Origin of the sequence: Pseudomonas sp. SJZ080 (assembly GCF_007828295.1) — a bacterium.
Classification (GTDB): Bacteria; Pseudomonadota; Gammaproteobacteria; order Pseudomonadales; family Pseudomonadaceae; genus Aquipseudomonas; species Aquipseudomonas migulae_A.
Map to the genome: position 1 here is coordinate 176120 of NZ_VIUK01000005.1, position 20057 is coordinate 196176.

Genomic DNA, 20057 nt, shown 5'->3' on the forward strand with positions numbered 1-20057 from the left:
TTAGTGGTGACGTGGCTTGAGGATCGCCGGTTTTTCGTCTGGCGCCTGGCACAGCAGGTACAGCGCGGTCAGGGCTTCCGGGATCTGCACGATCATGTCGTCCATCAGGTTGGCGTCTTTGGCGATGTCTTCGAACTCAGGCTGTTCGTCGAACAGACCCGAACCGACCATGATCGGCAGCAGCATTTCGCTGACTTCGTCTTCGGCGGTTTCGAACCAGGCCGCTTCGCGCAGGAACACACCTTCCATGAAACCGATGCACCAGCCGCGCAGGTCGGAATCATCCGGCTCTTCGCCCAGGTCCAGGTCGCATGGCAGCTCGAACTCTTCATCGGACGCCAGCTGGCGCGCGATGTGAGCCTTGAGGGCGAGCAGGGTGGATTCGATCGCTTCACGCTCGGTGTCGTCGGCGTAATGCGGCTCTTCGGCGAAGAGGGCATCGATCCATTCACGATCCGGAACCTCTTCGGAACAGATCGAAAGCGCAGTGAGGTAGCCGTGGGCGGCCACGTAGTCCAGCGCCTCGTCATGCAGTTCATCGGCGTCGAGGAAGACTTGCAGGCGGGTTAGTTGCTCAGCGAAGGACATTAAAGGGCTACCTTGGGAATTAAACAGATGCGGGAATTCTAGGCCTTCTTGAGCACTCAGGCCAGCCGCGCGGGATATTTGCATGCCGGCAACACCACAATCTCTGTGGGAGCGGGCTTGCTCGCGAAGGCGTCGTGTCAGGCAGCATTAATATCGACTGACACTCCGCCTTCGCGAGCAAGCCCGCTCCCACAGGTTGCGCGGTGTTTGTCCTCGTGTGTCTTCTCAGTGGTGCCCTTTGCAAGGGAGGCCTCGGGTATACTCCCGCGTTTTGTGATGCCCTGCTGGCGTCGCGGCTGAAATGTGAAGCGTCATGCAATGCGCACTTACGATTTGTCAGTGCAGCCTTGTGGATCCTGAACCAGCCTTGCAGGGATGTTTCGGTGATTTTTGGAGTTTTTATGCTCGAACAGGCTCAACGCGTCCTCAAGGACATCTTCGGCTACGACAGTTTCCGTGGCCGTCAGGGTGCAATCATTGAGCGCGTGGCCAGTGGCGGCGACGCCCTGGTGCTGATGCCTACCGGTGGCGGCAAATCCCTGTGCTTCCAGGTGCCGGCGCTGTTGCGCGAAGGCCTGGCAGTGGTGGTGTCGCCGCTGATCGCGTTGATGGACGACCAGGTGGCGACCCTCGAAGAACTGGGCGTCGCGGCCGCTGCGTTGAACTCCACGCTGAGTGCCGAGCAGCAACGCGACCTCGCTGCGCGGATCAAGCGCGGTGAAGTGAAGATGCTTTATCTCGCGCCTGAGCGTCTGGTCCAGCCGCGCATGCTGGCGTTCCTGCAAAGCCTTGAAATCGCCTTGTTCGCCATCGACGAAGCGCATTGCGTGTCGCAATGGGGTCACGATTTCCGCCGCGAATACCTGCAACTGGGCCAGTTGGCGGAGCTGTTCCCCAACGTTCCGCGCATCGCCCTCACCGCGACCGCCGACAAGCGCACCCGGGAAGAAATCGTCGATCGCCTGCACCTGCAGAATGCCGAGCGCTTTCTCTCGAGCTTCGACCGCCCGAACATTTTTTACCGCATCGTGCCCAAGGAGCAGCCGCGCAAGCAGTTGCTGGCGTTCCTCGCCGAACGGCGCAGCGATGCCGGCATCGTCTATTGCCTGTCACGCAAGAAAGTCGACGAAGTGGCGGTGTTCCTCAGCGAGCAGGGCTTCCCGGCGCTGCCGTACCACGCCGGTCTGGCCAACGAAACCCGGGCCCATCACCAGAAGCGCTTCCTTAACGAGGAAGGTCTGATCATGGTCGCCACCGTGGCGTTCGGCATGGGCATCGACAAGCCCAACGTGCGCTTTGTCGCGCACCTCGATCTGCCGAAATCCCTTGAGGCTTACTACCAGGAAACCGGTCGCGGCGGCCGTGACGGTCTGCCGGCGGATGCCTGGATGGCTTATGGCCTGCAAGACGTGGTGATGCTCAAGCAGATGCTGCAGAACTCCGAAGGCGATGAGCGCCACAAGCGTCTGGAGCAGCACAAGCTCGACGCGATGCTCTCGCTCTGCGAAGAAACCCGCTGCCGGCGTCAAACGTTGCTGGCCTACTTCGACGAAGACATGCCCGAGCCGTGCGGCCACTGCGACAACTGCGTCGATGGCGTGCAGACCTGGGACGCCACCGAGCCGGCCCGTCAGGCGCTTTCGGCGATTTACCGCACCGGCCAGCGCTATGGCGTCGGCCATCTGGTGGACGTGTTGCTGGGCAAGGACAACGAAAAGGTCCGCAGCTTCGGTCATCAGCATCTGTCGGTCTACGGTGTCGGCAAGGCAATGGGCGAGAGCGAATGGCGCTCCCTGTTCCGGCAGCTGGTTGCTCGCGGTCTGGCCGACATCGATCTCGAAGGTTACGGCGGTCTGCGCCTCAGTGACACTTGCCGGCCGCTGCTCAAGGGCGAAGTGACGTTGGAACTGCGTCGCGACCTCAAGCCGCAAACCACCGCGAAAAGCAGCAAGAGCCAGGCGAGTCAACTGGTCCGTGGCGAAGAACGCGAACAGTGGGAAGCCTTGCGCGCCTTGCGTCGCAAGCTCGCCGAAGAGCACGGTGTGCCGCCTTACGTCATCTTCCCCGACTCGACGTTGCTGGAAATGCTCCGCAGCCAACCGACCTCGCTGGCGGAAATGGCCACGGTCAGCGGTGTCGGCGCACGCAAACTGGAACGTTACGGCGAGGCCTTCCTCGAAGTGCTCGGCGGCCAGGTCGAGGCGCCGAAAGTGGTGGCCGACGTGCGCCACGAGCTGATAACCCTCGCTCGGGCCGGCATGACGCCGTTACAAATCGCCGGTCAATTGCAGTGCTCGGAAAAGAATGTCTACACCATGCTCGCCGAGGCAATCGGCAAGCAGCAGTTGTCGCTGGAACAGGCGCTGGACCTGCCCGAAGACTTGATGGGCGAAGTCCAGGATGCGTTTCTCGACGGCGAGGGCGAATTGCCGCCGGTGGCGGAGATTGCTGCGCTGTTCGCCGGTCGCGTGCCGGAAGGTGTTTTGTACTGTGTTCGAGCCGCGCTGCAATCGGAATTCGAGGTCTGAGTTTCAAATTTCGGACAGGGCTGTATTGATGTAACGATTCAGTACAGAGCAAGCCTTGCCTCAAGCCAAGGGTCATGCTTAGCTGACTAATAATTAGTTTTTCTCTATTTCAGTCTAACCATGAGTGTTTTATGCCGTTAACCGATCAACACCGATTTGGCATGCAACTGGCCCAGATGTCGCGCGGCTGGCGTGCCGAACTGGACCGCCGTCTGGCCGGCCTGGGTTTGTCCCAGGCGCGCTGGCTGGTGCTGCTGCACCTGGCGCGTTTCGAGGAGGCGCCGACCCAGCGCGAACTGGCACAAAGCGTTGGCGTCGAAGGGCCGACCCTGGCCAGGCTGCTCGACAGTCTGGAAACTCAGGGCCTCGTTCAGCGTCAGGCCGTGGTGGAAGACCGCCGGGCGAAAAAAATCGTCCTCTGTGCACCGGCCCGTCCCCTGATCGAACAAATTGAAACCATTGCCACTCAACTGCGCCACGAGCTGTTTGAAGGCGTCGATGAGGCCGATTTGAAGGTCTGCATGCGTGTTCACGGGCACATTCTGGCCAACCTGGAAAAATCCTGAAGCAGAACCGGGTGTCAGCTTTTTGAGATACCCCGTTGGGCGGACTATAAAGAACTACTAGGCAATATCGTGTTCGTACCGGATGTGCGAACACGCACCGGTTGGTTCTGGTTATCTAAGGGATGCTCATGCTCGAGAGTTGGCACGTTGTACTGCGTTGGTGCGCCAGGCTGGTTCTGGCCGGTGGGGCTGTAACTTACTCGGCATTGGCGCCCGCGTTGGGCCTGGGTGAAATCACCGTGCATTCGGCGCTGAATCAACCGCTGCGTGCCGACATCGATCTGGTGGATGCTGCCGGTCTGGAGGAGGGCGACTTGTCCGTCAGTCTGGCGACCGCAGACGAATTCAGTCGCGCCGGTGTCGAGCGGGTGTTCTTTCTCAATGACCTGAAGTTCACGCCCATCCTGCGGGGCAACCGCAGCCTGATCCGGGTGAGCTCCAATAAAGTGGTCAACGAACCTTTTCTGAATTTCCTCGTGCAGCTCAATCAGCCCAACGGGCGCGTTCTACGCGAGTACACCGTGCTGATCGATCCGCCGGGCACGCCGGGGATCGTGCCGGTGGCCGACGAACCAGTCACCCGCTCACCGAACTCTCCCTACCCGAGTGTCAAACCGGCCATTGCGCCGCCCACTCAGGCCAAAAAAACGGCCCCTAAAGTTGAACCGTCCGCCGCCCCCGTCATTGATCCCGTCGCCGAGCAACTGGCCGCCAGCGTGTTGCAGAACCAGCAACTGCACAAAAACATCGATGAGCTGAACGCGAAACTTCAGGGCCAGGACGAACAGATCGCCAGCCAGAAAAAACAGATCACCGAACTGCAAACGCAATTGGCGGAGGTCCAGGTGCCCCCGGTTTTACCGGAAGTTGTTGCGCCAGCACCGGTCGCGGTACAAGAACCCGAGACGTCCAACTGGCCGATGATCATCGGGTTGCTGGCGTTGTTGGCCTTGCTGTTGCTGGGCCTGTTTGTTCGCCGCCAACGACAGCAGGTTCAGATCCTGGCTGCAGATCCTCCCGTTCTACCGTCGCGACACGAGCCGGTGCTTGATCAAACCGTGGAGCCGTTGGCGAAGCCCGCCCCGCTGAATCCCGCGCCCGATCAACATGACGAGACGCCGTCAGGGGATGTGCTGGAAGGCGTGGGCATCTACCTGGCCTATGGCCGTTTTTCCGAAGCTGCGGGTTTGTTGCGTGATGCCCTGGCGAAGGAGCCACATCGCACGGATCTGGCCGTACAGTTGCTGGAAGTCCTCGGCAAGCAAGGTGACGGGCCAGCCTATGACGCTCAGGAAAACAGCCTGCGAGATGCCGGATTTGATACTCGGCAACTTCAGGACATTCGGGCCCGCTACCCGAAACTGGACAGTGTGGTGCCAGTGGCTGCGGCGGCAGTGATCACAACATCCGTTCAATCCGAAGCAGTACCCGGCGATGAGTTCCAGTTGAACCTGGATGACCTGTCGATGGAGTCGAGCTGGGATCTGATCAGTCCCTTCGATAGCACTAAACCCACGGACAAACCACCCGAGGTCGTGGAACCCGCATTCACCTCGAATCTGCACGTGATGCCCGATGTGTTCGAGATGCCTGAAGAAACCACGTTGGGCGAACCCGAGCTTGAGTGGGTCGCCGAGCCTGAGGCTCAGGCTCTGGACGACGACTTCCTCGACGAATTCAAGGACTCGTCATTCGAACTTGAAGCGCTGAGCCTGGAACCCTCCGTGCCGGACAACGCAGGCAAACTGGAACAGGCCCAGACCTGCATTGATGACGGTGATCTGGACAGCGCCATCGAACTGCTGAACGAGTTGCTCAAGGACGGCGATGAACCCCTTAAACAAACTGCGCGGACGCTGTTGGCCGGTATTCGCTGAGCCTCTATCATGGCGACGCCCTCTGGTTCAGGAGTTCCCTCGTCATGACCGCGCACAAACCCGAAATCGTCATCACCTACTGCACGCAATGCCAATGGCTGTTGCGTGCCGCGTGGTTGGCGCAAGAACTGCTCAGTACCTTTGGCGATGACCTGGGCAAGGTGTCGCTGGTGCCTGGCACCGGTGGTGTGTTTCACATTTTCTGTGACGATGTGCAGATCTGGGAGCGCAAGGCAGACGGCGGTTTCCCTGAGGCCAAGGTGTTGAAGCAGCGGGTCCGCGATCAGATCGATCCGGACCGCGACCTCGGACACAACGACCGCACTCAGTGAGATGCCGCTTCGGCAGCGACCGTTTTCTTGCTTGAACCGCCCGAGAGCCTGCTGGACACCACAATCGCGACGATGATCAAGGCACCACCGATGAGCATGCGCAGCGTCGGGTTTTCATTGAACAGCAGCCACGCCATGGTGATGCCGTACACCGGCTCCAGCGCAAACACCACGGCGGCGGTGCGCGCCTTGATTACCGCGAGGCTGGCGACGAACAGGCTGTGAGCGACGCCGGTGCAGAACACCCCGAGCAAGGCGATCCACAGCCAGTCAATGGCGCGGACTTCGCTCAACTGCGGCACCGCCACCGGCAGCAAACACAAGGCGACCACCACGTTCTGGCACAGCGCAGCCTGTACCGGCGGAATTCTTGCGGAACTGGCGCGGTTGGTCAGGGACAGTAATGCAAACAGCAACCCGGAGCCCACCGCCCACAACAAGCCGGTGGTGGCGCCGCTGGCCAGATCGAAATCAGGCGTGACCAGCACCAGCCCGACACTCACCAGCACCACCAGCAGGATTTCATTGGCGCGAATCCGCTCACGGAAAATCAACCCTTCCAGGATCACGGTGAAGGCCGGGAAACTGGCGAAACCCAGGGTCGCGATCGCTACGCCCGCGACCTTTACCGCAATGAAAAAACTCACCCAGTGCCCGGCCAGCAACAAACCGCTGAGCAGCAGGCGGCGCCAGTCCACGGTGTGCAGTTTCTGCCAGCGTGTCTGGCTGGCGAACCGTGCGAAAACGGCCAGGGCGAGCACAGCAAAGGCAGCGCGACCGAAGACGATGACGGCAGGGGAGGCGGCGGCGAGTTTGCCGAACACACCGGTCAGGCCAAACATCAATGCACCGATATGCAGAGCGCCGAGGGCGGTACGGGGAGTCATTGCGATCCTTAACAGCAAACGAACAGAGGTGTAGGCGCTGCCGAAGGCTGCGATCTTTTGATCTTGCTTTTCGGGGATCAGATCCAAAGATCGCAGCCTTCGGCAGCGCCTGCATTGAACCGCATGAGAACAGTTATGTCTGTCGTCAGGCTCGCATCATTTGTCGCCAGCCTCGCGCCGCAATTTTCCGGGGGAGGCGCCAAACTCCCGCAACACCGCCGCTGAAAACGCACTTTGCGAGCTGTAGCCAACCCGACTGGCAATTTCGCCAACGGGCAACGCCGAATCCCGCAACAGACTCACGGCCATGTGCAAACGACGACTGCGAATGTAGTCCATCGGCGTCTGTCCGCATTCAGCGACAAACCGCGCATGCAGCCGAGCGCTGGACAACCCGGCGATGCGCGCCAGATCGGCGACTTGCAGCGGGTAGGCCGCGTGCTGATTGATGTGCGCATTCAACGCAGCGTAGGGCAGGCGCCGGCCGCCCATCACTTGCGGCCTGGCGTTGTTGAGGCTGGCCAGCAACAGCACCGCGCCTTGTTGCGCGATCAGCGGGTCGCTGACCTGACTGCCCGCCAGCCAGTTCACCAATTGGCTTTGCCCGGCGTCCAGCGGCAGTCGTCCGGCATTGTCGAGTAAACGGCGGCTGGCATCGGCGTGCTCGCCAAGCGACTGCGCCACCCATTGATCACTTGGCACGTCCAGCACCAGGCAGCGGCTGCCATTGGCGCTGCCACAGGCATGATGGAAACCGGACGGGACCACCACGAAACTCTGCTGGACCACCTGACTGCCACGCCCGTCGACCTCGAAATCCAGCGCGCCCGAGAGACCGAACACCAGTTGCGCGTGGTCGTGACTGTGGACGATCAGGTCGTGAGTGTATTGGCGCAGCGTGAGGATCGGTCTCATCGCAGGTCTCCCGAGTAAGGCTGCCAGTCTACACCGAGGTCGTTCCCGCGCGCTGTCACAGGACTGACTTGTCACTGTCATGGGCAATTAACCCCACCGGCGCAAGCTTGCAAAAACAATCGCAGAGGGTTGCCCATGACCAGCGCCGAGCTCGCCAAACCCAGTCGTAAACAACGTGTGCGGACCTTGTGGATTTCCGATGTGCATCTGGGCACCCGGGATTGCCAGGCCGAGCACTTGTCGCAGTTTCTCAAGGGCTACCATGCGGACAAGATCTACCTGGTCGGCGACATCATCGATGGCTGGAAACTGCGCAGCGGCATGTACTGGCCTCAGGCGCACACCAACGTGATTCGTCGCCTGTTGACCATGAGCAAGCGCGGCACCGAGGTGATTTATGTCACCGGCAACCACGACGAATTCCTGCGTCGTTACTCAAAGCTGATTCTGGGCAATATTCAATTGGTGGATGAAGCGGTGCACGTGACCGCCGATGGCCGCCACTTGCTGGTGATCCATGGTGACCAGTTTGACGTGATCACCCGTTATCACCGCTGGCTGGCCTTTCTCGGCGACTCGGCCTACGAATTCACCCTGACCCTCAACCGTTGGCTCAACCACTGGCGTGCCCGTTATGGCTACGGTTACTGGTCGTTGTCGGCGTACCTCAAACACAAGGTGAAAACCGCCGTCAGCTTCATCAGCGACTTCGAAGAAGCCATCGCCCACGAATGCGTCAAACGCGAATTGCACGGGGTGGTGTGCGGGCACATTCACCATGCCGAAATCCGTAAGGTTGGTGAGGTGGACTACCTCAATTGCGGGGATTGGGTGGAGTCGTGTACGGCGCTGATCGAGCATTGGGATGGTTCGATCGAGTTGTACCGGTTGGCGGATGCGCAGGCGCGGGAGGCGGAGTTGAAGGCCATTAAAATCGCAGAACCCGCATAACATTTTGGGTGTTCGAGCCGGCCTCTTCGCGAGCAAGCCCGCTCCCACATTCGACCGTGTTCTCAAGGACGACTCGGTCGAATGTGGGAGCGGGCTTGCTCGCGAATGGACCGCGAAGCAGTCCCCTGCGATCTGTCAGGCCGGCGCGTGCTCTTCCATCGCCGCCTTGTAAATCGAATGCTTGGGATGAGCGAACAACCGCTCCATCATCGGCTCGAAGAAACTCAGTGGTAGCGTCTTGTAAGCCGGATCAAACGCCGCCGCATCGTACTTCGCGCAGAACTCGATGGTCGCCTGATACTGCGGATGATCGCTGAACTGCTCGCGCAAATGCCGATCCATGCCCAAGTGATGGAAAAAGTAATACCCCTGGAAAATCCCGTGTTTCTCCACCATCCACAGATTCTCGGCGCTGACGAAGGGTTTGAGGATCGCCGCCGCAATGTCTGAATGGTTGTAGGAACCTAACGTGTCGCCGATGTCGTGAAGCAGGGCGCACACCACGTATTCTTCGTCGCGGCCATCGCGCCAGGCACGACTGGCGGTTTGCAGGGAATGGGTCAGGCGATCCACCGGGAAGCCGCCAAAATCACCCTCCAGCAGTTTCAGGTGCGCCACAATCCGTGTCGGCAATTGTCTCGCATAGGCACTGAAGTCCGCGGCGATGATCGCCCAGTCTTCCTGTGTGCCGTCCTGCATGTGGGTGAAACGGGCATTGGCATTCATCGGCTATCCTCTTGTTCTTGTCGAAAGGGATTTTTTCAGTGTAGGACCTGTGACCATCAGCGCACTGACTGCGCAGGACGCATTGCTGGCCAATTGGGCCTAGAACGGCACGCGGCCCAGAATCATGTCGCGGTACATGACGAAATCGCCGAGCAGGCTGTAAAGCGGATGTTGAAAAGTCGCAGGACGGTTCTTTTCAAAGAAGAAATGCCCGACCCAGGCGAAGCTGTAGCCGGCCAGCGGAAGGGCCAGCAGCCATAGCCAGGCTCCTTTGCCGATGCTCAGGGCCAGAATGAAAATGACCAGCGTCGTGCCGATGAAGTGCAATCGCCGACATGTACTGTTGCTGTGCTCACTCAGGTAATACGGGTAAAACTCGGCGAAGCTATTGAATCGTTTGAAGTTTTCCACGACTGCGATCTCTGTGGTTATTGTCCTGATTGCAAGTTGTTCTGCGGGTAGCTTATTTGAGTCTAGAGTGATCATTGGCATCAGCCAGTGACAATGGGCGCCACTTTAGTATCCTTCGGAAATTGGCCGTAGCATGCGGCTCACCATTTAAGTAAACGCCATGAGCGAACGAACGACTTCTGCAAGCTGGGCGATGGGGATTGTCAAAGCACTGGAGATGGACGGCCTGGATTGCCGGGTTCTGTTCAAGCAGCTGGGGCTCGACTACGCGTCACTGGACGATCCGGATGCGCGCTTCCCGCAAGATTCCATGACACGACTCTGGCAGCGTGCCGTCGAGCTGTCCGGCAACCCGGCGATCGGCCTGAACATGGGCAAGGTGGTGCGGCCGGCGTCCTTTCATGTGGCCGGTTATGCCTTGATGTCCAGCCAGACCTTGGCCGAAGGCTTTCAGCGGCTGGTGCGTTACCAGCGGATCATCGCCGAAAGCGCCGACCTGAGTTTCCGTCTGCTGGATGAGGGGTATGCGCTGATTCTGACGGTCCACGGCGACCACCTGCCGCCGACCCGACAAAGTGCCGAAGCCTCGCTGGCCTGCGCGCTCGCGTTGTGCGGCTGGCTGACCGGGCGCACCTTGCAGCCGCGCAAGGTGCTGGTGCAGGGCGAACAGCCCGTCGATCTTGAACCTTACAAACAAGCCTTCCATGCGCCGCTGGTGTTCAACGCGCCCTATGACGCGCTGATCTTCGAACGCGCCGACATGGAGGCACCGCTGCCGACCGCCAACGAGGCCATGGCGTTGTTGCATGACCGGTTTGCCGGCGAGTACCTGGCGAGGTTTTCCGAGAGCCGCGTGACCCACAAGGCGCGTCAGGTGTTGTGCCGCTTGCTGCCCCAGGGCGAACCCAAGCGCGATACCGTGGCGCAGACGCTGCACTTGTCGCAACGGACCTTGCAGCGACGCTTGCAGGAGGAGGGCACGAGTTTTCAGACATTGCTCGATGACACCCGGCGCGAACTGGCCGAGCAATACCTCGCGCAGCCCACCATGACCCTGCTGGAAATTGCCTACCTGTTGGGGTTCGCCGATCCAAGCAATTTCTTCCGCGCCTTCCGACGCTGGTTCGATGCCACCCCCGGCGAGTACCGGGTGCGGCTGATGGAAGCGCCGAATCGGCTCAGTGACGCCAGAACGCCGGAATACACAGAACAAACACCGTAATGATCTCCAGTCGGCCGAGCAGCATGCCGAACGAGAGAATCCATTTGGCGGCGTCCGGCAGTGTGGCGAAGTTGCCCGCCGGGCCGATGGTCTCGCCGAGTCCCGGCCCGACGCCCGACACGGTACTGGCCGCGCCGGTCAGGGCGGTCATCCAGTCGACGCCGAGCAGCGACAGCAGCAAGGCGATCACGCAGATGGTGATGGCGAAGAAGAACGAAAATGTCAGGATCGAACGCACGATTTCTTCGTCGAGTCGGTGGCCGTTGTACTTCTGCTTGATCACCGCGCGTGGGTGAATCAGCTGGTTAAGGTTGGCCTTGAGCAGGATATAGGCGACCTGGAAGCGGAAAATCTTGATTCCGCCCGCGGTCGATCCCGAGCAGCCGCCGACAAACCCCAGATAAAAGAACAGCATCAGCGAGAAATTGCCCCAGAGGCTGTAGTCCCCTAGTGCGAAACCGGTGGTCGTTACCACCGACGTCACGTTCAGCGCCACATGCCGCAACGCGTCCAGCCAATGCAGCTGGGTGGTCCACCAATACCAGGTGCCGAGCACCAGCCACGTCACCAGCAACATGCCGAGCAAACCTTGCACCTGCTGATCCTTGATCAGGGCCCGACGGTTGCCGCGCAAGGTCGCCACGTACAGGGTGAACGGCAGGCTGCCGAGAATCATGATGACGATCGCCACCCAGTGCACCGCCGGTTGCGTCCACTTGGCCAGGGATTGGTCGGACGTGGAGAAGCCGCCGGTGGAAATCGCCGACATCGCGTGGTTGATCGCGTCGAACGGGCTCATCCCGGCCCACCAGAACGCCAGGCTGCCGATAATGGTGATGCCGACGTAGGCCGCGACGATCAACCGCGCCACCATGTGCGAACGGGGCATGACTTTTTCGGAACGGTCCGACGACTCGGTCTGAAACAGCCGCATGCCACCAATGCGCAGCAATGGCAGAATCGCGACTGCCATGCCGATGAAGCCGATGCCGCCGATCCAGTGCAGCAGCGAGCGCCACATCAGGATGCCGGGAGACATGTCATCCAGACGATTGAGCACCGTCGCCCCGGTGGCGGTGATGCCGGACATGCTTTCGAAGAACGAGTCGGTGTAGCTGATGTGCTGGGTCAGCAGGAACGGCAGCGCGGCGAAGATGCACACCACCAGCCAGCTGCTGACGGTCAGCAGGTACATGTCTCGCGGACGCAGGTGCACGTGCTCGGGACGACCGGGAATGACCAGCGCGAGGCCGGCGACAAAGGTGATCATGCTGGCCCAGAGGAACGACGGCAGGTCGCCGGTGCGCTCGAAAACCACCAGGGTGGCCATGGGCACGACCATGGCGATCGCCAGCGTGATCAGGAAGAGGCCGATGATGAAACCAATGAGACGTAAGGTCGGCAACGCCATGAAGTCCGCTCGGGCTGAAAGTAGGAAGGGCGCCATTCTACCCGTGGGGCAGGGCATGTAAACCGGCATCCCCGTGGCACTTGCAGCTAGAATAGCCAGACATTTTTTTCAGGAGGTGGCCGATGCAGGCTCTCGACGCTTTGCTCAACCGTGTTTCCGTTCCACGACTGGTCGACCCGGCCCCCACCGCCGAGCAGCGCGAAGTGCTGTTTGCCGCCGCGATGCGTGCGCCGGACCACGGCCACTTGCAGCCTTGGCGCTTCCTGACCGTCGAAGGCGCAGCGCGTGAGCAGATGGGCGAGTTGTTGGCCGAAGCTGCGAAACTGCAGGACAGCGATGTGTCCGAAGCCGCGCTGGATAAAGCGCGCAACGGCCCGCTGCGTGCACCGCTGGTGGTCGTGGTGATCGCGCGTTTGCAGGATCACGTCAAATACCCGAAGTCCGAGCAACTGCTGGCGGCTGGTTGCGCGGCGCACGGGATTTTGCTGGCGGCGTATGCGCAAGGCATTGGTGCGGTGTGGCGCACCGGTGATCTGGCTTATTCGGCGCATGTGGCCAAAGGGTTGGGTCTGGCGGAGGGGGAAGAGGTGATTGCGTTTCTTTACCTGGGAACGCCGCAGAAAGAGCCGCGTGTTGCGGAAAAAGCAGACCTCACCGAGTTCGTCAGCGCCTGGCCCGGCAAGGCCTGACACCACGGATCAAATGTGGGAGCGGGCTTGCTCGCGAAGGCGGTGTGTCAGCCGACACCATCGTTGTATGACACACCGCCTTCGCGAGCAAGCCCGCTCCCACAGGTGATTACGGTTGGGCGATGATTCCGGGCACCAACGGCAATTCAAGGCTGGCGATGAATCCGCCCTCCGGATGATTGGCCAGAACCAGACTTCCGCCATGCCGCTCCGCCGCCCGGCGCGCAATCGCCAATCCCAGACCATGCCCCGCCGCCGTTTGCCCCGGCGCTCGATAGAACGGCTCGCCCAGCTGATTCAAATGCTCGGCGTCGACACCGGGCCCATGATCCCTGACGCTGACCACAATCCGCTCACCCTGGCGCACCGCCTGCATCTCGATCGACTGACCCACCGGGTTAAAGCGCTGAGCGTTGCGCAGCAGGTTATCCACGGCGCGCTCAATCATCGTCGGCCAGCCTTTCAGGTTCAATTGCGGTTCGGCGTCGAGGCGAACGTTCTGCTCTGGCGAACTCAACTGCGCATCCTTTTGCAGCGTGTTGAGCAGTGCATTCAGATCGACGTCTTCAGCACTGGCGTTGTCGGCATCGACCCGCGCGAGCACCAGGATCTCGCTGATCAGCGCTTCGAGCCGGTCGCACTCGCGGGTCAGACGCGGCGAGAGTTTTTCCCGCTCTTCGGGGCTGGCCCGTTCCGCCAGTGCCAGCGCAATGCGCAGCCTGGCGAGAGGCGAACGCAATTCGTGGGACACATCGCGCAGCAGTTGCCGCTGACTGCCGATCAGGCTCTGCAGGCGTGCGCCCATGCGGTTGAAGTCGTTGGCCAGCACGCCGAACTCGTCGCGACGGTTGGCCAGTTTCACCAGGCTGTTCTGCTGGTACGTGGTTTGCCCCAGATCATGCACCGCGCCGCGCAGGCGGCTGAGCGGGCGGGTAATGGACAGGGTCACGAACAGGCTGAACAGGGTCAGCACCACCAGCGAGATACCCAGCGCACTCAAGGGCCAGAGCAGGCTTTCGCGGTGCCACGCGTCCAGTTCCGGGTGCGGAATGCGGTAGATCAGCAGGTAGGTGTCGCCCGTTTTGGCGCTGGTGTATTCATCGGTCAGACGACGCCACGGCAGGCGTCGATCATCGTTGTTCTGTCGCGCTTCGAAGGCCGCTGCGCGACGAGGGAAGGTGCCGCGGACGACGGGGTCACCGCTCTCGTTAAGCACCTGAACGTCGATGTGATACTGGCGTTTGCGCTGTTCCAGAATGTCCTGGGCGGCTTCTTCGCCTTGTGCTTCGTAGGTTTGCGTCCATTGTTCGGCGAGGGTGTTGAGGCCCGGGTGGCGGCTGAGAATCCACGCATCCTGGTTGAGCATGTGCCCGAGCAGAATGGAAAGCCCCGCAACCAGAGCGATGGCCAGCCAGAAGCTGGCCAGGATACGCCAGAACAATGAGCGCACAGAAAATCCTCAAACAAACACAGATCCTAATGTAGGAGCGAGCTTGCTCGCGAAAAACGCATGGACGACGCGTGCTGTCTGATGTGCGCGTTATCGTTGACGTTTTTCGCGAGCAAGCTCGCTCCTACAGTTTCCAGACCCAACGGTGGTTAGCCGTTGGGTCCAGGGTCAGCGCATTATTGCGCTTTTTGCGGTTGTTGCGCTTTCCAGGCCTTGAACTCGGCCCATTCGGCACGGCGCTCAGCCTGTTTTTTCTGGATCTCGTCGAATTGCTTCTGTTGATCCGGTTTCAGCAGGGCGCGTACATCAGCCTCGGCTTTCTTGTGGTTGGCGGCCATTTCATCCTTCATGGCTTTCTGGTCCGCTGGCGAGAGTTTTTCCAGGTACTTGTCGACCACTTGCTTACGCTGGTGCATCTGCTCGCCCATGATCTTGCGGATCTGCTCGCGCTGTTCGCGGCTAAGGTCCAGTTGGCTGTACGGGCCTTTGCCGTGCATGCCGTGCATTTGACCGCCGTGGCGCGAGCCGTCCATCGGACCCATCGGGCCGGCACCTTCAGGCATGGCCATGGCAACGGTCGGCAGGGCGGCAGCGAACATCAGAGCGATAAGAGTCTTGCGCATGGTGAATCTCCTTGTCTCGTTCCCGGTACGTTCCGGATGAGTTCAGATTACGGAGATCAAGGTCAGCGGCGGTCAGCGAAGCGTAAAGCTTGGGTAAAGAAGAGTTTCGACCTTCCTGACAAACACAGGGGGTGTAGGAACCTCCTGGTGAAGGATTTGAGCCTTGTGCTGTCCTTCGGGCCGCTATCGCCAGCAAGCCGCCTCCTACAGGTTCGGTGTCGTGTCTTGTAGGAGCCGGCTTGCTGGCGATCCTGACGACGCGGTCAGAGGCTGTAGTAATAACCGCGGCTGCGCAGGGCGACGATGCGCGGACGGCCGTCGGGGTGGGGGCCGATCTTTTTGCGCAGGTTGCTGACGTGCATGTCCAGGCTGCGGTCGTACAGGGTCAGTTTGCGGCCGAGGGCTATTTGCGCCAGTTCCTGTTTGTCCAGCGGTTCGCCAGGTTGCTTGAGCAAGGCTTCGAGCAAGCGGCTTTCGGACACGGTGAGGGTGAATTCCTGTTCGTCGATGCTGACCACGCCGCGCACCGGGCTGAAACACAGGTCGCCCAGTTCGAGCTGGCTGGACACCGCGGTCGGATGACTGCGGCGCAAGACAGCGCGCAGGCGGGCGGTCAGTTCCCGCGGGTCGCACGGTTTGGCCAGGTAATCGTCGGCGCCCAGTTCCAGGCCGAGGATGCGGTCCAGCGGCTCGCCGCGGGCCGAGAGCATCAGCACCGGCAAGTCCGGGTGATCGCTGCGCAATTGCTTGAGCAGTTCAAGACCGCTGCCGTCCGGCAGCATCACGTCCAGCACCACGGCGGCCGGAGAGGTTTCGGCCAACGCGCGACGGGCGCTCTGGCCGTCGTGGCAGGCACGGACCTGGAAGCCTTCCTGGCTCAGCCAACTGATCAGCAGCTCGCACAGCTCCTGATCATCATCAATTAATAACAGCTCGCTCATGACTCACTCAATTTAGCCATTGTCGACGTTTTCGACTTGCACCACTGGCGAAGATACCGCAGAGCAGGGCCAATAGCGCTACTCCCGCGCCGATCACGAACCATTGCTGCTGGTCTGTGAGAAAACGCGGCAGCGGACTGCTGGCCTGGGCTTCCTTGAGTTGCAGCTTCAGACGCTGGTTCTCCTGGCGCAACCGGCTCAGCTGAGCACTTTCACGTTCGGCATCGGCATTTTGCAGTTGTTTGCTCAGTTCTTCTCGTTGCTGTTCGCTCACCTTCAAGCGCTGCTGCAACTCGGTGATCTGGCTGCCGGCGCTCAAGGACAGCGGCGTTGCGCTTTCTTCACCGTGGGCAGGCGCCACGATCGACAACGTGACCAACATCAGACACAACGGACCTTTGCGCATCGGAGCTCCTGATTCCAATCGATTATTGGGCAGGTTGTCGGCAGGCAAACGAGAATAATGAGCGATTGAGAGCGCGATGAACCAAGAAGGTTCATCGCGTGGGAAGGGAAGTGCCCTGTTTCGTCAATACGTACTTCTTTTGACGAGTGGCGGTTGTCGTCAGGCAAGGCGCCGCGACGAGTCATAGCCCGCTATGGCGAGGAGCGGGCACTAAGGCAGGACTTGCTTGAACGGCTTGACCGAAACGTTGGCGTAGACGCCTGCGGCGATGTACGGATCAGCGTCGGCCCAGGCCTGGGCGGCGCTCAGGGAATCGAATTCGGCGACGATCAGGCTGCCGGTGAAACCCGCAGCACCCGGGTCATTGCTGTCGACCGCCGGGTTTGGGCCGGCCAGTACGATACGACCTTCGCCCTTGAGCACTTGCAGGCGCTCAAGGTGTGCAGGCCGCGCGGCCAGGCGGGCTTCCAGGGAGTTGGCGACGTCTGTGGCAACGATTGCGTAAAGCATGTCAGTCCTCGGTTTTTGGCGTGGTGGTATCGGCGTCGTGCAGGTGACGGGACAGATAAATACCCTGGGCGACCAGGAACAGCAGCGTCATGCCCAGGCTGCCGAAGACTTTGAAGTCGACCCAGTATTCCTGGAACGTGAACGCGACGAACAGGTTGGCGGCACCGCAAAACAGGAAGAAGGCGATCCAGGCGATGTTCAGGCGCGTCCAGACCAGGTCCGGCAGGGTCAGTGCGTGGCCCATGATGCGCTTGATCAGCAGCTGGTCACCGATGAAGTGACTGCCGATGAACGCCAGCGCAAACAGCCAGTTGACCACCGGGGCTTTCCATTTCAGGAAGGTCTCGCTGTGGAACGCCAGGGTCAGGCTGCCGAAGACCAGGCAGGCGATGAGGGTCAGCCATTGGCTCTTTTCCAGCTTGCGCTGCTTGATGAAAAGCGTGCCGTAGACGACCAGGGAGCTGATGATCAGCATTGCGGTGGCGCTGTAGATGCCACCGACAGTCAGTTGATGACCGCCAATGTCAACGACCCGTGGGTCGATCTTGAACACAATGAAAAACAGCAGGAGCGGGATGAAATCGATGAATTGTTTCACAGTGGCAGCCAGAAGCAGGATGTGGCGGCATAATAACAAACATATGGGCGCACGATAGCGCCAGCTGATTTGAGGTTACACATCCCCGTGAATGTTGATTTGCACTGCCATAGCACTGCCTCCGATGGCGCTCTCGCGCCTGCTGTCCTGGTGGCGCGTGCGTTCGAGAAAGGCGTGCGAGTCCTGGCCTTGACCGATCACGACACCCTCGAAGGTCTCGACGAGGCCCGCGGTGCCGCGACCGCGCTGGGGATGCAACTGGTCAATGGCGTCGAATTATCCTGCACCTGGGGTGGCGCGACCATCCATGTGTTGGGTTACGGATTTGATGAAAACGCAACGCCGTTGGTCGATGCCATCGCCAGATTGCACGATGGCCGCTGGTTACGGTCCGAAGAAATAAGCCGCAAGTTGGCGTTGAAGGGCATGCCGGGCGCGCTGGAAGGTGCTCGGGCCATTCAGCAGGAACTGGGCGACAGCGGCAACGCGCCGGCCCGTCCGCACTTCGCCGACTGGATGGTGCGCGAAGGTTTCGTCAAGGATCGCGCCGAAGCGTTCCGTAAATGGCTGGGCGCCGGCAAGCTGGGAGACGTCAAGCAACACTGGCCGACCCTGGAAGAAACCGTCGAAACCCTGCGTGCGGCCAAAGCCTGGGTGAGCCTGGCGCATCCCTGGCACTACGAATTCACTCGCAGCAAGCGTCGCCGCCTGATTGCCGACTATATTCAAGCAGGCGGCCATGCGATCGAAGTGGTCAATGGCCATCAGCCCGCCGAGCAGGTGGGCAGCCTCGCGATTCTTGCCCGCGAGTTCGGTCTGCTGGTCAGCGCCGGCAGTGATTTTCATGGCCCTGGAGGCTGGTCCGAGATCGGTGAATACCGCCCGCTCCCGGAGGATCTGCCACCACTGTGGTGTCGATTCAAACATGACCCAATTATTGCCGCCGTCTGAACAGGTAGAGAATGTGAGTCAATTTTTCCAGATTCATCCGGAAAACCCGCAAGCGCGCCTGATCAAACAGGCTGTCGAGATCATTCGCAGCGGCGGGGTGGTGATTTATCCCACAGACTCGTCCTACGCCATTGGTTGCCAGATCGGCGACAAGAATGCCGTGGAGCGTGTGCGCCGGTTGCGTCAACTGGATGAGAAGCACAACTTCGCGCTGATTTGCAGCGACCTGTCGCAACTGGGGCTGTTTGCCAAGATCGACACCGGTACCTTCCGCCTGCTTAAAGCTCACTTGCCGGGGCCTTACACCTTCATTCTCAACGCCACCCGTGAAGTCCCGCGGCTGTTGTTGCACCCGAAAAAGCGCACCATCGGCCTGCGCGTGCCCAGCCATCCGATAGCCCTGGCGCTGCTGGAAGAACTCGGCGAGCCGCTGATGAGCGTGACGCTGATCATGCCCGGCGACACCGATCCGCTGACCGATCCGTACGAAATGCGCCAGTTGCTCGAGCATCAGGTCGACCTGATCATCGACGGCGGTTTCGGCGGCATCAAGGCGTCCACCGTGATCAACCTCGCCGACGGCGAGCCGGAAGTGATCCGCGTTGGTTGCGGCGACCCGACGCCGTTCATGGCCGAGGCATAGATGTCTGCAGTAGAACCCGTTGTCGACAGTCAGGCCGGCGCCCAGCAAGAGCTGCCTTTCGCCATGGTCTATGGCCAGGCGGTTCTGGAAATGCCGCTGGACCTGTACATTCCGCCGGATGCGCTCGAAGTGTTTCTCGAGGCTTTCGAAGGCCCGCTCGACCTGCTGCTGTACCTGATCCGCAAACAGAACATCAACATCCTCGACATCCCGGTGGCGGAAATCACCCGCCAGTACATGGGGTATGTGGAGTTGATGCAGTCGGTGCGCCTGGAACTGGCCGCCGAGTATCTGGTGATGGCCGCGATGCTGGCCGAGATCAAGTCGCGAATGCTGTTGCCCCGCGCCGAAACCATCGAAGACGAAGAAGACGACCCGCGCGCCGAGTTGATCCGCCGCCTGCAGGAATACGAACGCTTCAAGGCGGCGGCCGAAGGCATCGATGGCCTGAGCCGCGTTGGCCGTGACGTGGTAGTGCCCAAGCTCGATGCCCCGGAAGCGCGGGCGCGCAAGCTGCTGCCGGACGTGAGCCTGGAAGAGTTGTTGATGTCCATGGCCGAGGTGCTGCGCCGTGGCGATATGTTCGAAAGTCACCAGGTCAGCCGCGAGGCTCTGTCCACCCGCGAGCGTATGAGTGACGTGCTGGAACGGCTCAAGGGCGGCGGTTTCGTGCCGTTCGTCGAACTGTTCACGGCCGAAGAAGGGCGCCTGGGTGTCGTGGTGACCTTTATGGCGATCCTCGAACTGGTCAAGGAATCTTTGGTCGAGCTGGTGCAGAATGAGCCGTTCGCGGCGATCCACGTGCGAGCCAGAGCCGAGTAACGAGTTGAAT

General features: G+C 60.6%; 22 protein-coding genes. 10 read left to right on the forward strand and 12 right to left on the reverse strand.

Annotation, left to right across the window (positions count from 1 at the left end; translation table 11 throughout):
• Window positions 1-588 (reverse strand): YecA family protein, encoded by a 588-nt coding sequence (locus FBY04_RS09710; protein WP_010461974.1) that lies wholly within the window; start codon window positions 586-588, stop codon window positions 1-3.
• Between the two features lie 401 nt (window positions 589-989).
• Between FBY04_RS09710 and recQ the strand changes: the two genes are divergently transcribed.
• The 4 genes from recQ to FBY04_RS09735 all read left to right on the forward strand — a co-directional run bounded on the left by recQ (window position 990) and on the right by FBY04_RS09735 (window position 5891).
• Window positions 990-3116 carry a DNA helicase RecQ gene (recQ, locus tag FBY04_RS09720; protein ID WP_084320509.1) on the forward strand — a complete coding sequence of 709 codons (2127 nt, stop codon included), beginning with the start codon at window positions 990-992 and terminating at the stop codon, window positions 3114-3116.
• Window positions 3117-3247: 131 nt separating this feature from the next.
• A complete protein-coding gene (locus FBY04_RS09725; protein ID WP_084320510.1) occupies window positions 3248-3682 on the forward strand; it encodes a MarR family transcriptional regulator in 435 nt (144 codons plus the stop codon).
• 128 nt (window positions 3683-3810) lie between these two features.
• The gene (locus FBY04_RS09730) at window positions 3811-5559 is read left to right on the forward strand and encodes a FimV/HubP family polar landmark protein (protein ID WP_145315098.1); all 1749 of its coding nucleotides are present in this window, start codon (window positions 3811-3813) and stop codon (window positions 5557-5559) included.
• Between the two features lie 44 nt (window positions 5560-5603).
• Complete coding sequence (locus FBY04_RS09735; protein ID WP_084320512.1) at window positions 5604-5891, forward strand: SelT/SelW/SelH family protein; 288 nt, start codon at window positions 5604-5606, stop codon at window positions 5889-5891.
• Here the strand turns inward: FBY04_RS09735 and FBY04_RS09740 are convergent.
• Both FBY04_RS09740 and FBY04_RS09745 read right to left on the reverse strand, forming a co-directional pair.
• On the reverse strand, window positions 5885-6778 hold the full coding sequence (locus tag FBY04_RS09740; protein ID WP_145315099.1) for a DMT family transporter: 894 nt from the start codon (window positions 6776-6778) through the stop codon (window positions 5885-5887). The two genes, FBY04_RS09735 and FBY04_RS09740, sit on opposite strands and share 7 nt — an antisense overlap.
• A gap of 156 nt (window positions 6779-6934) precedes the next feature.
• Window positions 6935-7693, reverse strand: coding sequence for an AraC family transcriptional regulator (locus tag FBY04_RS09745; RefSeq protein ID WP_145315100.1), 759 nt, complete (start codon window positions 7691-7693; stop codon window positions 6935-6937).
• 135 nt (window positions 7694-7828) lie between these two features.
• Between FBY04_RS09745 and FBY04_RS09750 the strand changes: the two genes are divergently transcribed.
• Entirely contained in the window at window positions 7829-8644 is an 816-nt protein-coding gene (locus FBY04_RS09750) for a UDP-2,3-diacylglucosamine diphosphatase (RefSeq protein ID WP_084320514.1), read from the forward strand.
• A gap of 135 nt (window positions 8645-8779) precedes the next feature.
• On the opposite strand, the gene FBY04_RS09755 is transcribed toward FBY04_RS09750, so the two are convergent.
• Entirely contained in the window at window positions 8780-9370 is a 591-nt protein-coding gene (locus tag FBY04_RS09755) for an HD domain-containing protein (protein WP_145315101.1), read from the reverse strand.
• Between the two features lie 99 nt (window positions 9371-9469).
• The gene (locus tag FBY04_RS09760; protein WP_084320516.1) at window positions 9470-9781 is read right to left on the reverse strand and encodes a DUF962 domain-containing protein; all 312 of its coding nucleotides are present in this window, start codon (window positions 9779-9781) and stop codon (window positions 9470-9472) included.
• 160 nt (window positions 9782-9941) lie between these two features.
• Between FBY04_RS09760 and FBY04_RS09765 the strand changes: the two genes are divergently transcribed.
• Window positions 9942-11003 (forward strand): AraC family transcriptional regulator, encoded by a 1062-nt coding sequence (locus tag FBY04_RS09765; protein ID WP_208603343.1) that lies wholly within the window; start codon window positions 9942-9944, stop codon window positions 11001-11003.
• On the opposite strand, the gene FBY04_RS09770 is transcribed toward FBY04_RS09765, so the two are convergent.
• Window positions 10960-12414 carry a TrkH family potassium uptake protein gene (locus FBY04_RS09770; protein ID WP_145315102.1) on the reverse strand — a complete coding sequence of 485 codons (1455 nt, stop codon included), beginning with the start codon at window positions 12412-12414 and terminating at the stop codon, window positions 10960-10962. The genes FBY04_RS09765 and FBY04_RS09770 overlap by 44 nt on opposite strands.
• A gap of 122 nt (window positions 12415-12536) precedes the next feature.
• On the opposite strand from FBY04_RS09770, the gene FBY04_RS09775 reads away from it, so the two are divergent.
• On the forward strand, window positions 12537-13103 hold the full coding sequence (locus FBY04_RS09775; RefSeq protein ID WP_084320519.1) for an NAD(P)H nitroreductase: 567 nt from the start codon (window positions 12537-12539) through the stop codon (window positions 13101-13103).
• A gap of 109 nt (window positions 13104-13212) precedes the next feature.
• On the opposite strand, the gene FBY04_RS09785 is transcribed toward FBY04_RS09775, so the two are convergent.
• The 6 genes from FBY04_RS09785 to FBY04_RS09810 all read right to left on the reverse strand — a co-directional run bounded on the left by FBY04_RS09785 (window position 13213) and on the right by FBY04_RS09810 (window position 17631).
• Complete coding sequence (locus tag FBY04_RS09785) at window positions 13213-14553, reverse strand: cell wall metabolism sensor histidine kinase WalK (protein WP_145315103.1); 1341 nt, start codon at window positions 14551-14553, stop codon at window positions 13213-13215.
• A gap of 176 nt (window positions 14554-14729) precedes the next feature.
• The gene (locus tag FBY04_RS09790) at window positions 14730-15176 is read right to left on the reverse strand and encodes a Spy/CpxP family protein refolding chaperone (RefSeq protein ID WP_084320521.1); all 447 of its coding nucleotides are present in this window, start codon (window positions 15174-15176) and stop codon (window positions 14730-14732) included.
• A gap of 263 nt (window positions 15177-15439) precedes the next feature.
• Window positions 15440-16117 (reverse strand): response regulator transcription factor, encoded by a 678-nt coding sequence (locus tag FBY04_RS09795; protein ID WP_145315104.1) that lies wholly within the window; start codon window positions 16115-16117, stop codon window positions 15440-15442.
• A 7-nt stretch (window positions 16118-16124) separates the two neighbouring features.
• On the reverse strand, window positions 16125-16523 hold the full coding sequence (locus FBY04_RS09800; RefSeq protein WP_017337136.1) for a translation initiation factor 2: 399 nt from the start codon (window positions 16521-16523) through the stop codon (window positions 16125-16127).
• Window positions 16524-16733: 210 nt separating this feature from the next.
• Window positions 16734-17033: a YciI family protein gene (locus FBY04_RS09805; protein WP_084320523.1), complete on the reverse strand. Its 300-nt coding sequence runs from the start codon at window positions 17031-17033 to the stop codon at window positions 16734-16736.
• Between the two features lies 1 nt (window position 17034).
• Window positions 17035-17631 carry a septation protein A gene (locus tag FBY04_RS09810; protein WP_084320524.1) on the reverse strand — a complete coding sequence of 199 codons (597 nt, stop codon included), beginning with the start codon at window positions 17629-17631 and terminating at the stop codon, window positions 17035-17037.
• 87 nt (window positions 17632-17718) lie between these two features.
• Between FBY04_RS09810 and FBY04_RS09815 the strand changes: the two genes are divergently transcribed.
• The 3 genes from FBY04_RS09815 to FBY04_RS09825 are packed head-to-tail and all read left to right on the forward strand — an operon-like array spanning window position 17719 to window position 20047.
• A complete protein-coding gene (locus FBY04_RS09815; RefSeq protein WP_084320525.1) occupies window positions 17719-18582 on the forward strand; it encodes a PHP domain-containing protein in 864 nt (287 codons plus the stop codon).
• A 13-nt stretch (window positions 18583-18595) separates the two neighbouring features.
• Window positions 18596-19225: an L-threonylcarbamoyladenylate synthase gene (locus FBY04_RS09820; protein ID WP_090473963.1), complete on the forward strand. Its 630-nt coding sequence runs from the start codon at window positions 18596-18598 to the stop codon at window positions 19223-19225.
• The gene (locus FBY04_RS09825) at window positions 19226-20047 is read left to right on the forward strand and encodes a ScpA family protein (RefSeq protein ID WP_084320527.1); all 822 of its coding nucleotides are present in this window, start codon (window positions 19226-19228) and stop codon (window positions 20045-20047) included.
• The last annotated feature ends 10 nt before the right edge of the window (window positions 20048-20057 follow it).